Source organism: Pontibacter brevis (assembly GCF_054779655.1).
Genome location: NZ_BAAGXV010000025.1, coordinates 1 through 13059, shown reverse-complemented (window position 1 = coordinate 13059; position 13059 = coordinate 1). Strand labels below are relative to the sequence as shown.

Here is a 13059-nt window from a genome sequence, read left to right as displayed (position 1 = left end):
GGAACAAGAAGTTGGCTGTTTATTTTTAAAAAGCTTTTTTAACTCCCACCACTTCCTCCTTTTTGTCTTCTAACCCCTAACCTTTCTTACGCACCTCTGCCGGCACTTTCTTAAATGCAGGAAAAAAACGTCTTATCCTGATGGTGGCACGTATTACTTCACCATATCTATTGGAGGGAAAGCACCCGCTTAACATCATATATTTTACTAAACCGCATTTATGGCACAAGATAAATCACCTGTTCAACTGCAGTTTATTGGAGCAGCCGGCACTGTAACAGGATCTAAGACATTACTGCAGACAGCTAAACATAAACTGCTCATCGACTGCGGCCTGTTCCAGGGCAGCAAGTCTGAGCGAAAACTGAACAAGATGAAGATGCTTCCGTTCAAGCCATCTGAACTGGACGCCATTATCCTGACACACGGCCACCTCGACCACAGCGGTTACCTGCCGGTGATGGTAAAGAAAGGGTACAGCGGCCCCATCTATGCCACCACACCTACCCGCGACATCACGGAGGTTATTCTGCACGACAGCGCCCGCATACAGGAAGAAGACACCAAAGAAGCCAACAAAAAGCGCAGCGACCGAAAAAAGCCGTTGAAACCGCTTTACAGGGAAAAGCACGTGAACCGCACCATGGCCCTTTTTAAAACCTACCCTGATACTGAATGGGTACAGCTGGATGATGACCTGCGTTTCCGGTTTCATAAGAGCGGACATATACTGGGCTCTGCTATGGTAGAGTTGGAAGTGGAAGGGCACCGGTTCCTTTTCTCAGGAGATGTGGGGCAGCGTGCGCCCCTCATTCTGGACGCTCCTGCCTCCATCGACGAAACCGACTATCTGATACTGGAATCTACTTATGGCGATAAGCTGCACGACGATACCATATCCCCCTACCAGGCTTTGGAAGAAGTAGTGAACAGTACGTTTGAGAAAGGAGGCACCCTGGTTATTCCCAGCTTTGCCGTAGAGCGAGCCCAGGAAATCATCCTTATCCTGAACAACCTGATGGATGAAAAGAGCATTCCTTCCCTCCCAATCTACCTGGATTCGCCGATGGGGGCCGATATCACTAAAATTTTCCAGCAGCACCGCGACTGGCACAATCTCTCTGAAGCAGAATGCGACAGCCTGACGAAGAATGTACATATTGTGCAAAGCTTTGAGGAAACCTTGACGGTGCTGGATGAAGACGGCCCTAAAAGTAAAATCATCATTGCAGGCAGCGGTATGATAACAGGAGGGCGCGTGCTGTACTACCTGAAGCAACTGCTAAGCGACAGCAAAAACACCGTGCTGCTGGTGGGGCATCAGGCTTACGGTACCCGTGGTCACCAGTTGAGCAGTGGTGCGCATGAAATCAGGATCGATGATGAGAAATATGAGGTGCATGCCGAGATAAGCCTGATTGGTTCCCTTTCTGCACACGCCGACCAGGGAGACCTGCTCTGGTGGTTAGGCCATTTCAAAAAAGATCCAAAACAAATATTCCTGAACCACGGGGAGAAAGAGGCTACAGAGGCGCTTAAAAAGAAAGTTGAAGATACCTATAAGTGCATTGTTACCGCCACAGAGCTGAACAAGGTGTATGAATTATCATAGGCCAATCAAGCACAAAGATCAGGCGCTTTCTACGGCAACGTATGCCTGTTCTTTGTGCTTTATTCTTCAGGCAGCTACATTACAGTCACTGTGCCGGTGAACCTGCTGTTCTGTTAAATGTATACTCCTGTTTCGGCACAAAATAATTTACTTCGAGACCTCAAATTACATTACTAGTTCTCCATGAATCCTTTATCTTTTGTTACGCCATCTTATTATTCTTCATCAACAGCGGCAGCAAAATATTCATACAATTTAAATTTGCCCTTCAACCGCCATTCACCCCCTGATTCACGCCCTTAACCCCCTCAATAAGAAGCAGATCGCCTATTTTATTAAACAATTATGCATGTATGGCGTTTACATATATGAATTACAAAACAAAATACGAATACAATTTTAAAACAATGAACCACAAAACTATGAAAAGCTTATTTTTACTTCCAGCGCTATTGCTGGCACTTACTTTTGGTGCAACAGCGCAAACATTAGGAGATCTTCCAAGGCCTCAGACAACTGCTCCTGTATCCGGAGACGCTATACAGCAGGGAAACTGGCTTGTTGGAGCAGACATTGGTAGTATCGGCATGAATTTCAAGTCAGAAACCTTCAACTTTGACGTTGCCCCAAGAGCAGGTTATTTTATAAGTGACAATGCGGCCATTGGTGCCTCGGCACAACTTGGCCTTTCCATATATGATGGTGGTGAAAACTGGCGTTATGGTCTTACGCCATTTGTGCGTTACTATTTCCCGGAAGGGGCAGCGCCAACGCACAGATGGTTTGGTGAGGCTGTGATTGGTTTTGCTGGTAGCTCAGAGGAAGACAGCGATGGTGATGCTTTTTTATCTCGTGTATATGGCGTCAGAGCCGGTTATGCGCACTTCGTAGCCAGCAACGTAGCCTTAGAAGGAACGCTTAATTTAATTAGGAGCAGTGCCAACATCGACATCGATAATGCTGCAGAGACCNGTTTGTATTCAAAAAAGGCCGGCTCCATTCGTTTTGGAGCCGGCCTTTTTTATTTCCGGTGTAGCTTTGTCTCCCTGTCCTTTACCTCTTTAATATCTCCTTTGCCAGCTTGCTGTTACCGTCAATCTGATGGTGGTACTCTAAACCCAATATCTTCGTCACTACCGGGTAAACGTGTATGTTCCGGAAGGACGGAATTTTTGTTTCCTTCTTAAAGGATGGACCCCAGGCATAAAAGGTGGCGTGCATGTCCTTTACCGCAACAGGGTCATACCCATGCGCTCCCGGCGCAGGTCTGCGGGTTGAAAAATGAAACACTTTTGGTGCTTCCGTCAGCAGTAATATGTCCCCTATCCGGTTTAACTTATCGTCTTTGGCACCATAATGCAGGCGGGCGGGCATGTTCGTTTTACGGTACACTTTATAGCCTTTTGCCTCTTTCTTCAGTTTCTGGTACGTGCTTTTGATAGCGCCCTTGTCTTTGGCGTGCAACTCTACTACCATACCTCCCCCCGATACCATAAATTTAGCTGTATCCACGGCAGCTGGCAATGGCAATGTGTTTTCGGTGTCAATCTGCGTCATGCCGTGGTCTGAGACAAAAATATAATTAACCGGCAGGCCTGTTGCCTGTACCGCATCCGTCAGCTTTTTAATGTTCTCATCCAGCTCCTGTACAGCCGCTTTTGTTTGCGGGGCATCAGGACCATAACTGTGGCCCGCATGGTCTACTTCGGGCATATAAAAGGTAATCAGGTGGGGGCGTCTGTCTTCCGGCAGGCTCAGCCAATCCAACACTACCTGCACCCTCTCCTCAAAGGGAATGGACTCGTTGTACTGGTAATGGTACGTAGGCAGCACACCCTGAACCGGCGCTTCAGAACCCACCCAATAAAAGCTGGCACTCAGCATCTGCTGCTGTTCTGCCAGCACCCAAAGCGGCACTCCGCCGTACCAACTGCCATCCTCCACCTTGTCCCTGTCACGCATGGAATAGCTCTCCTTCCGCTGCGGATCATAGAAGTAATTGTTGATGAGCCCGTGCGTGGCAGGATACATGCCCGTCACGAGTGTATAATGGTTCGGGAATGTCTTGGAGGGAAAAGACGGAAGCATTGACTCCGCCTGCACGCCCTGTTCCCGCAACGCCAGGAGGTTTTTAGCCTGGTATTTTTCTGCATAGTCGTACCGAAAGCCGTCTGCCGAAATCATGATTACGTAAGGCTTCTGCTGTTGTTCGGGGCTGTTCCGCCTGTCTGCTATAACTTTCTGCGTAATATCTACCTGCGCCGAGGCGGTGGCTGCCCCTATCAGCAGGTATACCAGAAGGAGGTATTTTCTCATACTGCAAAGGTAATTTCAAAATCAACAGTGCCGCTACACCCCCACATTATTTTAAAATGATCATGAAGCGGCTCCTCTGTAGCAGGCTGCATTACATCAGAGAAGGGTCCATAAAACGAAGTTTTTGCAGCATTGCCTGTGCGCCGGTTTGAACTTCTGATACGCTTAACTTTAGGTTCTTTCAGGAATCTTTCACAAACAGGCGTTTGTCGAACTCAAAAGGAACAGCCTCTATTGTAGCTATTGTACCAAATGCTGCATGCCGGGGGTTTACCAGGTAATTGTAGGTACCCTGCACAGTGGCTGAAGGCACTTTCAGCACAAGGTATTCGCTCTCCAGCACAAAAGCGTCGCCTATTTCCTGTGTGCTGTTGGCATGGGGAAAGCTTTTCCAGTCAGCAGGCAGCTCTTCGACGGCAAGTTCCTTGGTTGGTGCGCTGTCCGGGATGTGGATGCTAATTAAATAGTAATCAGCAGGCACAATGCCCAGCGGCATGTGTACGGCAATCTCAACGGTGCACAGCGCTATGGACTCGCTGGTGTATAAAAGGGCAACGCCTTTACTGTTCCAGCGGCCCCCTGCCAGCTCGGCACCACGGCCGGAAAGATCATTCCTGTACTTACCCCTGCTGAGCCGGTAAACGATCATGCCAGTACGCCGTGCTCAATACGTGTAAGCTCATCCTTCAGCAGGCCAATGCCAAAAGTGCTGTCTAAAAGTTCTTTCGGTTTGATACCTCCCAGTGCCACATTCTTCGCACCAAGCCAGGCATCGAAATTTGCTTTATCACCAAACACCTCTACGCCTTTATTATAGACCAGCGTTATCTCCAGTATTTTCTCTGAATGAAGCGGGTCGAAAGTGCGTTTATCTTTCTTATACCGCTGGAAAGTGCGCTCCGACAGGTGCAGGAAGTTCGACCACTCTGTTGTGCTGAAAGGGCTTTTGTCTGCGATGTACTGAAACAGGGCGTATTTTATGCCTTCCCGCACCGTGCTGATAAGCATGAATACGTCCCGGTCATCTATTTGCTTGTAGCTAAGATCGCTGCTGAGTGCCTGTCCCATGGTTAAAATCATTTATGTTTCAAATATAAAGAAACTTGTCATAATTAAAACGCCAATTGTCGCAAAATAGTTTTATGCCCTGCTCTCTTCAGGAGATACCTCTACTACCTCTGGCCAACTGGCTCGTGAGACAGGTGAACCGGCAGCAGCATTCACTTCCTGTTTCCGCGACTTTCACTCCCAGGCATACCCCATCTACAGCAACGAAAGCACGGGCGGGTGCCTTATTCAGCCGGACAGACCACTCATCTTAACCTGTAAGGGGACATTTTCAATTGGAACAGCACTATTTTTGCAGCTAAAGCGTTATGTAAGCCTAACAATCAAAAACAGTGATGCAAAAGTATATGGTGGTGGCAGTTGGCCTGGTTTTAGGTTTAAGTGCCTGCAACACCCAGAGTGCACTAACAGAAAGTAACTTTGGGCCTTCTTATCCTACCCTAAGTATGGCCGATGTCGTGCCGGTAGTGGAGGCAGAGACAGAAGAGGAAAAGGCAAAGCAGGAGAAGTTTTTGCAAAACAACATGAAGCGGTTCAAGAGCCGGGAACTGGCCAGTGCATATTACGTGCTGCAAGCCAAGCGTGCCTTCAATGAAGAGGAGCTGGATTCTGCTTCTTACTTCTTTGGCCGTGCCTACCTGATGGACAGCACAAACAACGACATCTACTGGGGATATGGCATGGTTTATGGCAGGGAACAAAAGTATGACGAGGCACTGTTCCTGCTGTACCGTGCGCTCGAGAATGACAAAGAGAACCCACGCCTGCTCAATGATGTGGCCACAAGCCACCTGAGCCGTTTTTATGTGAACACTAATCCGGAAGATTTGATGCAGAGCAAAAAGCTACTGGAACAGGCGGCACAGTTAGCACCGAATGAGGCAGATACTTATTATAAACTGGCTATCAACTGTTATTATCTTCGCGAGTACGGCAACGCCTGGAGTTACTTGCACAAAAGCGTAAGACGGGACAAAGAAATAGCTGACAAAGCCTTCATCACTGCACTGTTAGAAAAGGAACAGGACCCACAGGGGCTGTATAAACCGCAACAGGTGCAGTAGCTTGCGAAAGAATATATATTAACTTACTTTTATATTTCAGCAATTGTACAAACTGCATTACATCAAATTTGCTTCATGATGAAAAAATTACTTTTAGCCGCCGTGGCCTTTGTTTATGCCACCTCTCTCAGTTTTGCACAAGAGCAGCCAGCCGAACAAAACCCGCAGGTGCTGCCAATGTTTGGCGGTAAGGCCAAAACAGAACAGCAGCAGAAAAAAGACGAAAAATTCCTGACAAGCTGCGACAAGAGCTTTGCCAGCCGCCAGGAAGCAAGCAACTTCTTTATGGAACGCGGCTGGGAATATATGAACGAAGGACAGCTGGATACGGCAGTGTACCGTTTTAACCTGGCATGGCTTCTGAACCCGGACAACAAGGATACTCACTGGGCTTTCGGGCTTGTTACCTCAGCCAAAGGTCAGAACGATGAGGCTATAAAGCATTATGAGAAGGCACTAAGCTATGACCCTAAAAACTCTTTGCTGCTGTCAGACATCGCTTCTTCTTACCTGAAAGTATACAGCACAGGCAAAAAGAAAAAGAAAGACCTCAAAAAAGCAAACAGCTACCTTTCTGAAGCTGTCAAAGCAGATACAGCGAATGCTTATGCGCTTTACAACCTCTCCAAAGTAAAGTTCTATGAGAAGAAATACAGCGATGCCTGGGATTACCTCCACAAGAGCCGTTCGATAAACCTGGCCCAGATTGACTACGAATTTATAGCGGAGTTAACAGCCCAGATGCCGGATCCAAAAGGTTTCTTCCGCTCCGGCGAACAAACCAGCAGCAACGAATAAACAGCAAAGCCCCTGCCCTCCAGCAGGGGCTTTTTTTGTGGTATCGCAGAGTTCAGCAAGAATCGGGTTGATAGTGAGGCATGGTTTTCGGTACTTCACAGCATGAACCACTATGAGACAGTAGCCGCTGCATTGGCTTATATCCGGGCTCAGGCGAAACGACAGCCTGACCTGGAGGAAATCGCCGCACATGCCTGCATGAGTCCTTTTCATTTTCAGCGTGTGTTTGCGGAATGGGCCGGTGTGAGCCCCAAAAAGTTTCTGCAATACCTCACGCTGCACCACGCTAAAACCGCTTTGGCCCAGGCTGCCACCCTTGCAGAGGCAGCAGACAACAGTGGTCTCTCCGGCACCAGCCGCCTTCACGACCTTTTCTTAAGCATAGAAGGCATTACACCCGGCCATTTTAAAAAGCAGGGAGAAGCTTTGCAAATCAGTTACAGCCTGGGCAGCTGTCCGTTCGGAAACTATATCGTCGCTTCCACTGCAAAAGGTATCTGTCACCTCCATTTTTACAGCGATGCACAACAGGCGCTGGCAGAGCTGCAGGCACTCTGGCCGAAAGCCAGCTTACAGCACCAGCAGGAGGCGTTGCACCAGCAGGTACAGTCCTTTTTTCAGTACCAGCTGAAGCCGCAGCAAAAACTAAACCTGCACCTGCAGGGCACGCCTTTTCAGCTAAAAGCCTGGGAGGCACTGTTGCGTATACCAGAAGGGCACCTTACCTCCTACTCTGCTCTCGCGCATGAGATAGGCAAACCTAATGCCAGCAGAGCGGTGGGTACGGCCATCGGCAGCAACCCTATAGCCTTTCTTATCCCCTGCCACCGGGTCATTAAAAATGTAGGCGCCATAGGCGAGTACCGCTGGGGCAGTGAGCGCAAAATGGCCATAATTGGCTGGGAAGCTGCACAACGGAAACAAGAAAACCTTATCAGCACCACCACCGGGCAATTACCATCTCTCCAGGGATAAGGTGCTGTCTCCAAAGGTAAAAACACCGACTTTTCACCTTTCTTTCGTGTGCAGCTGCTACCGTGACACACCTTAAAAGCGGGGCAAAATGTTCCTGGCTTCCTTACCGGATGAAGCATAATTTACTATATTTGTTTATCATCCTTTGATAAACTTTTAGCTAAAACATATGAAACAGAATCTACTGAGAGTGTCTGTTTACCTGCTGGCAGGTAGCATGGCCTTATCCTCTTGTGTGGTATCGAAAAAGAAATACGAGGACCTGATGGCCCGTAAAAATGCCCTGGAGGTAGACAAATCCGGCTTAGAAAAGCAGAAAGCAACACTGGAGCAGCAAAAAGCTTCCCTGGAGCAGGCAAAAGCAAGCCTGGAGCAGGAACGTGCTCAGCTGGAGCAGGAAAAGGCGGAGTATCAGCAAAGCTTGGCACAGGCCCTGAAAGAAGGCAAGACACTGGGTGAGAACCTGAACATGAGCAAGTCTCAGATTGAGCGTCTGAACGCAGACCTGAAAGCGCGCGAGCAGCGCCTGGCAGAGCTGCAGCGCATCTTGGATGAAAAGGAGAAAGCTGTCGCCAACCTGCGAAACAGGGTAAGCAATGCCCTTCTCGGCTTCAACGACAAAGACCTGACCATTGACGTACGCAATGGCAAAGTGTATGTCTCTTTAGCGGAGCAGCTGCTGTTTAACTCTGGCTCAACCAAAGTAGACCCAAAAGGAGTAGACGCGCTTAAAAAGCTGGCAGCCGTACTTAAAGAGCAAAAAGATGTAAATGTGCTGGTGGAAGGCCATACAGACGATGTGCCAATTGCGAGAGGAACCGTAGGAATGCAGGATAACTGGGACCTGAGTGTGCTTCGTGCCACGGAAATTACCCGCATACTGGCAAACGCCGGAGTTGATCCGCAGCGCGTAACGCCATCAGGCCGTTCCAAATATGTGCCGCTAGACGAAGCCACCACCAAAGAGGCCCGTCAGAAAAACCGCCGCACCGAAATTATCCTGACACCTAAACTGGATGAGCTGTTCCAGATTCTGGAAACAACCTGATACAATAGCGTTGCCGTTTCAGGGAACGCAACATCTCCAAGTTTGCGTATACAGAAAGAGCCAGCTGCTAACAGCTGGCTTTTTCTGTATACGCAGGAGCCATTGCCCCATAATCTTAAACTTAAACCACCGCCTCCAGGGGCTTTGGTAAAAACCGCTTAAACACAGGAAGCAGCAGCAGGTACAGCAATCCGGCCAAAGGCAATGCCATCAAGCCCCAAACAGAAATACCGGCTAAACAGGCCGTCCACAGCTTTTGAAGCGTAAACAGCCAATCTTCTTTGAACATGGCCTGCATCTCAGTTAAAGACATACGAAGTTCGGACAATCCAAACAGGCTGATGCCCATCCTGATGAAAGGAAGGGCCAACAGTAGCTGCAAGGGCTGCACAAGGTAACTCACCAGCACTGTGGCGGCAATGTTCAGCCGGAAACGTGCAGCAATAGCTGTAGACAAAATAGTGGTTAATCCTAAAACAGGCATTATACCTACCACAGTGCCCACTGCTACCGTGGCTGCCAGTTTACGGGGCGTCATCCCCTGCTTCAGCAGGTTCAGCACAGGTTGCACAACCCTGCGCTTAAAAAAATCTGTAATAACGCCTAAAGTGGACAAAGGATTTGAAAATTGAGGATCTACTGATAAACGGCATTTATTATCTGAAATTACAGAAGGCTGCCGTAAAACCTGGCCAGGCCAGCGTAACAATGTTTATACATTTTTAGCTTAAAAGTAACCTGCAACTAAGCGCTTTGTTTTAAGACGACAGCATAATACTTACTTCAACGGTAACCTGCACCCTGAAAAGCAGTGCAGGTAGTTTTACTACCTGTTGCCTTGTTTGGTTTGTTAAATTATCTGTCGCAGCTACAGACCCGCACAAAGGCGTGTATATTTCTTTTACAAAACGAGAAAACGCGACACAATGAACTATGCATTAAAGCTTTATAAGAGACCATGAGCAAGGCAAAGCCTTTAAATACATTTTTTTATAATATTTATGAACCCTATTAAACTATTACAAAAATGGCAGGTCTAACCCCCAAATAACTACTAAACTTCAACCTGCATGAAGAAATTACTATCTACACTTGTTATCCTTTTCACCATTGTTAATGCGTACGCGCAGAGTGCCGCCGTATTTGGCACAGTGAAAGGAGCATCTGACGCAACGGCGCTGCCTGGGGCCACTGTTATTCTTGAAAACAATACTGGCAATCCTAATGCCACAGTAACAGATTCAGAAGGAAAATTTCGGTTCGAGCGTGTAGCTCCCGGGCAGTATACTCTCCAGGTAAACTACCTGGGCTATCAGTCCCTCACCCGCCCGGTGCAGCTGGAGGGGAAATCGCTGGATGTAGGAACACTCTCTTTGCAGGAAGAAGCCACAGCTATAAAAGAAGTGCAGGTAGTAGGGCGCGTTCCGCTGGGAGACCAGAAGGGAGATACAACACAATATAATGCAGGTGCTTTTAAAACAGCCCCTGATGCCAGTGCAGAGGACCTGGTGACAAAAATGCCGGGCGTTACGATAACAGACGGAAAAATACAGGCGCAGGGTGAGGATGTAAAGCAGGTCTTTGTAGACGGGAAGCGCTTTTTCGGGGAAGATGCAGACGCTGCGCTGCGCAACCTGCCGGCAGAGGTAATCGAAAGCGTGCAGATTTTTGACAGAAGAAGCGACCAGTCCCAGATGAGCGGCTTTGACGATGGCAACCGGGAGAAAACCCTGAACATTGTGACCAAGCCAGACAGGAGAAGCGGCCAGTTCGGAAAAGTATCGGCTGGTTATGGCACTGATGACAGGTATATGGTGGGTGCCGCTGTCAACTTCTTCGATGGCGACAGACGCTTTACCGTGACAGGCCTGTCCAACAACATCAACATGCTCGACTTCTCAGTAGGTGAAACACCGGGCGGTGGTATGCGCGGCAGAAGAGGCGGCTGGGGCAACCGCACGCCAACAGGCATTATATCCACCAACACACTGGGGGTAAACTACAGCGACATGTGGGGAAAGAAAATGGAAGTAAGCGGCAATTACTCTTTCATGAACAGGGAGTATGATGAGCGTCGCTACATTTTCCAGAACTTTACCCAGCCTGCATTCCCCGGCCAGACTTATACCGAAAACAGCAGCAGTTTGAATGTAGAAAATGTGCACCGCTTAAACATGCGCCTCGACTACAAGATAAATGAAAGAAACCGTTTGCTTGTCACGCCGAACATATCGGTACAGCAGGACAATGCCAACAGAAGCCTCTTCGGTCAAACAGCCTGGAACGAAGGCCTGCTGAATGAGACAGAAGATGTTTCTACTTCTGATAACACAAGTATCAACTTCAACAACAACATTTTTTACAGCCACACCTTTGCTAAACCGGGCCGTGTTTTCTCAACCCGGTTGAACACGAGCTTTAGCTCTGACAATGGAGATTACTTCAGAGAATCTTATACCACCTACTTTAACGACCAGAACCAGAACATAGACCTCAGGCAGTACTCTGACACATACAGAAGAGGCTTCTCATGGGAAGGTAATGTGTCGTATACGGAGCCGCTTTCCGAGAACAGCCGTATCCAGGTGGAGTACGAAATCGGCAACAGGGACAACAACTCTGACAGAAGAACCTATAGCTTTGAGGAGCAGACAGGACGCTACAGCTCGCTGGACACTATCTTCACCAGCACCTTCAACAGCCAGTATCTGACGCAGGAAGCAGAATTGGGCTATCAGTACAGCACCGATCAGATGAGGTTCCAGGTAGAAGTAGAGTATCAGAATGCGCAGTTGCAAAACGACCAGCAGTTCCCACGAGTGCTCAACTTTGAGCGCACCTTCCACAGCATTCTTCCATCGGCGCAGCTGGAGTACAAATTCTCTAAAACCAGAACACTCTTCCTGGATTATCGCGCAGATACCGATGCCCCATCTGTGCAGCAACTGCAGGATGTGTATGATCCTTCCAACACTGTGCAGGCCCGTATTGGTAATCCGAACCTGGACCAGTCGTTTCAGAACAGGCTGATGATGCGCTACAGAAACTTTGATCCGGAAACGAACAAGGTCTTCTTTGCCTTCCTGATGAGCTCCATCACCCATAACTACATTGCAAACAGCACCTTCACCCTCCAGGACGAGATAAGGCTGAGCGATGATTTTGCCTTGGGCCAGGGAGCCCGTTTAACCCGCCCGGTTAACCTGGACGGTTACTGGAACATCAGGTCGTTCTTTAACTATGGCCAGCCAGTTGGTTTTGTTAACGCTAACTTTAACGTGAACGGTGGCCTGGGTTACGCCAGAATACCGGGTCTGAACAACGACAGGCTGAATTATGCGAACTCCACCAACATGCGCCTTGGGCTCGGCCTGAGCAGCAACATCAGTGAGAAAATTGACTTCAACATTTCAACCAGTTCCAGCTACAACCTGATTGAGAACACGCAGTTAACAAACCAGAACAGCAACTACTTTAACCAGTCTACCCAGTTGCGCTATAACTGGATCTTCTGGAAAGGCCTGGTGTACCGCACAGAGTTAAACCACCAGTACAACTCAGGCTTATCTGCCGGCCTTGACAATAACTTCCTGCTCTGGAACATGAGCCTGAGCAAAAAAGTGTTCAAGAACCAGAAAGGCGAAGTTAGCCTGAGTGTGAACGACCTGCTAAACCAGAATGTGAGTGTACAGCGTAACGTTCGTTCCGATTATATTGAAGATGTGCAGACAAACGTGCTGCAGCGCTACTTTATGCTGACGTTTACTTACAACATCCGCAACTACTCCGGGGGCAAATTGCCTGCAGACCTGGAGAGCCCTGAGCGTAGCCGTGAATGGGGTGGCGGCCGTCCGCGTAACTAATACAAAAAGAAACTTTACAAAAGCGAAAGCCCGGCAGTATACGTCGGGCTTTCGCTTTTTCATGCTACAGCGCTTGTACCGACACTTGTGCAGTATCTTGTTTTCTTTCTGCAAAGCATAACTGAACAGGGACATTGTGCCGCCTGTGATTTCGCCTGTTTTAGGGGGGCTGTACCAGGCGGCACAGCAGGAATTTAATACACTACTTTGTTCTAGGCTGCGTTGACAATTATAGCAGCAGTGTCATGGCTGCAGCCAGGTGCAGGAATGCCAGAAAGCTAGAGGCAGTCTTGTCGTATCGGGTGGCGATGCGGC

General features: G+C 48.5%; 10 protein-coding genes. 6 read left to right on the top strand and 4 right to left on the bottom strand.

Annotation, left to right across the window (positions count from 1 at the left end):
* The first annotated feature begins 220 nt into the window (after positions 1-220).
* Complete coding sequence (locus tag ACYVB1_RS06700; protein ID WP_460921978.1) at positions 221-1612, top strand: MBL fold metallo-hydrolase RNA specificity domain-containing protein; 1392 nt, start codon at positions 221-223, stop codon at positions 1610-1612.
* Positions 1613-2665: 1053 nt separating this feature from the next.
* Here the strand turns inward: ACYVB1_RS06700 and ACYVB1_RS06695 are convergent.
* From ACYVB1_RS06695 to parS, 3 genes are all read right to left on the bottom strand, one after another.
* A complete protein-coding gene (locus tag ACYVB1_RS06695) occupies positions 2666-3928 on the bottom strand; it encodes an alkaline phosphatase family protein (protein ID WP_460921976.1) in 1263 nt (420 codons plus the stop codon).
* A 181-nt stretch (positions 3929-4109) separates the two neighbouring features.
* Positions 4110-4577 carry an RES family NAD+ phosphorylase gene (locus ACYVB1_RS06690; protein ID WP_460921974.1) on the bottom strand — a complete coding sequence of 156 codons (468 nt, stop codon included), beginning with the start codon at positions 4575-4577 and terminating at the stop codon, positions 4110-4112.
* Positions 4574-4996, bottom strand: coding sequence for a type II RES/Xre toxin-antitoxin system antitoxin (parS, locus tag ACYVB1_RS06685; RefSeq protein WP_460921972.1), 423 nt, complete (start codon positions 4994-4996; stop codon positions 4574-4576). The genes ACYVB1_RS06690 and parS overlap by 4 nt, the downstream gene beginning before the upstream one ends.
* 335 nt (positions 4997-5331) lie before the next feature.
* Between parS and ACYVB1_RS06680 the strand changes: the two genes are divergently transcribed.
* The 4 genes from ACYVB1_RS06680 (at position 5332) to ACYVB1_RS06665 (ending at position 8881) form a co-directional block, all read left to right on the top strand.
* The gene (locus ACYVB1_RS06680; RefSeq protein ID WP_460922374.1) at positions 5332-6060 is read left to right on the top strand and encodes a tetratricopeptide repeat protein; all 729 of its coding nucleotides are present in this window, start codon (positions 5332-5334) and stop codon (positions 6058-6060) included.
* 75 nt (positions 6061-6135) lie between these two features.
* Positions 6136-6858, top strand: a complete 723-nt coding sequence (locus ACYVB1_RS06675) for a tetratricopeptide repeat protein (protein ID WP_460921970.1) — start codon at positions 6136-6138, stop codon at positions 6856-6858.
* Between the two features lie 102 nt (positions 6859-6960).
* Positions 6961-7833 (top strand): methylated-DNA--[protein]-cysteine S-methyltransferase, encoded by an 873-nt coding sequence (locus ACYVB1_RS06670; RefSeq protein ID WP_460921968.1) that lies wholly within the window; start codon positions 6961-6963, stop codon positions 7831-7833.
* 169 nt (positions 7834-8002) lie between these two features.
* Positions 8003-8881 (top strand): OmpA family protein, encoded by an 879-nt coding sequence (locus ACYVB1_RS06665; RefSeq protein ID WP_460921966.1) that lies wholly within the window; start codon positions 8003-8005, stop codon positions 8879-8881.
* Positions 8882-9002: 121 nt separating this feature from the next.
* On the opposite strand, the gene ACYVB1_RS06660 is transcribed toward ACYVB1_RS06665, so the two are convergent.
* Positions 9003-9452: a DUF2062 domain-containing protein gene (locus ACYVB1_RS06660; protein ID WP_460921964.1), complete on the bottom strand. Its 450-nt coding sequence runs from the start codon at positions 9450-9452 to the stop codon at positions 9003-9005.
* A gap of 499 nt (positions 9453-9951) precedes the next feature.
* Between ACYVB1_RS06660 and ACYVB1_RS06655 the strand changes: the two genes are divergently transcribed.
* Positions 9952-12744 carry an outer membrane beta-barrel protein gene (locus ACYVB1_RS06655; RefSeq protein WP_460921962.1) on the top strand — a complete coding sequence of 931 codons (2793 nt, stop codon included), beginning with the start codon at positions 9952-9954 and terminating at the stop codon, positions 12742-12744.
* Positions 12745-13059: the final 315 nt, after the last annotated feature.

Coding starts and splice junctions, on each gene's coding strand:
- ACYVB1_RS06695 (WP_460921976.1), bottom strand. CDS start 3,928: ATGAGAAAATACCTCCTTCTGGTATACCTGCTGATAGGGGCAGCCACC.
- ACYVB1_RS06665 (WP_460921966.1), top strand. CDS start 8,003: ATGAAACAGAATCTACTGAGAGTGTCTGTTTACCTGCTGGCAGGTAGC.
- parS (WP_460921972.1), bottom strand. CDS start 4,996: ATGGGACAGGCACTCAGCAGCGATCTTAGCTACAAGCAAATAGATGAC.
- ACYVB1_RS06655 (WP_460921962.1), top strand. CDS start 9,952: ATGAAGAAATTACTATCTACACTTGTTATCCTTTTCACCATTGTTAAT.
- ACYVB1_RS06675 (WP_460921970.1), top strand. CDS start 6,136: ATGATGAAAAAATTACTTTTAGCCGCCGTGGCCTTTGTTTATGCCACC.
- ACYVB1_RS06690 (WP_460921974.1), bottom strand. CDS start 4,577: ATGATCGTTTACCGGCTCAGCAGGGGTAAGTACAGGAATGATCTTTCC.
- ACYVB1_RS06680 (WP_460922374.1), top strand. CDS start 5,332: ATGCAAAAGTATATGGTGGTGGCAGTTGGCCTGGTTTTAGGTTTAAGT.
- ACYVB1_RS06700 (WP_460921978.1), top strand. CDS start 221: ATGGCACAAGATAAATCACCTGTTCAACTGCAGTTTATTGGAGCAGCC.
- ACYVB1_RS06670 (WP_460921968.1), top strand. CDS start 6,961: ATGAACCACTATGAGACAGTAGCCGCTGCATTGGCTTATATCCGGGCT.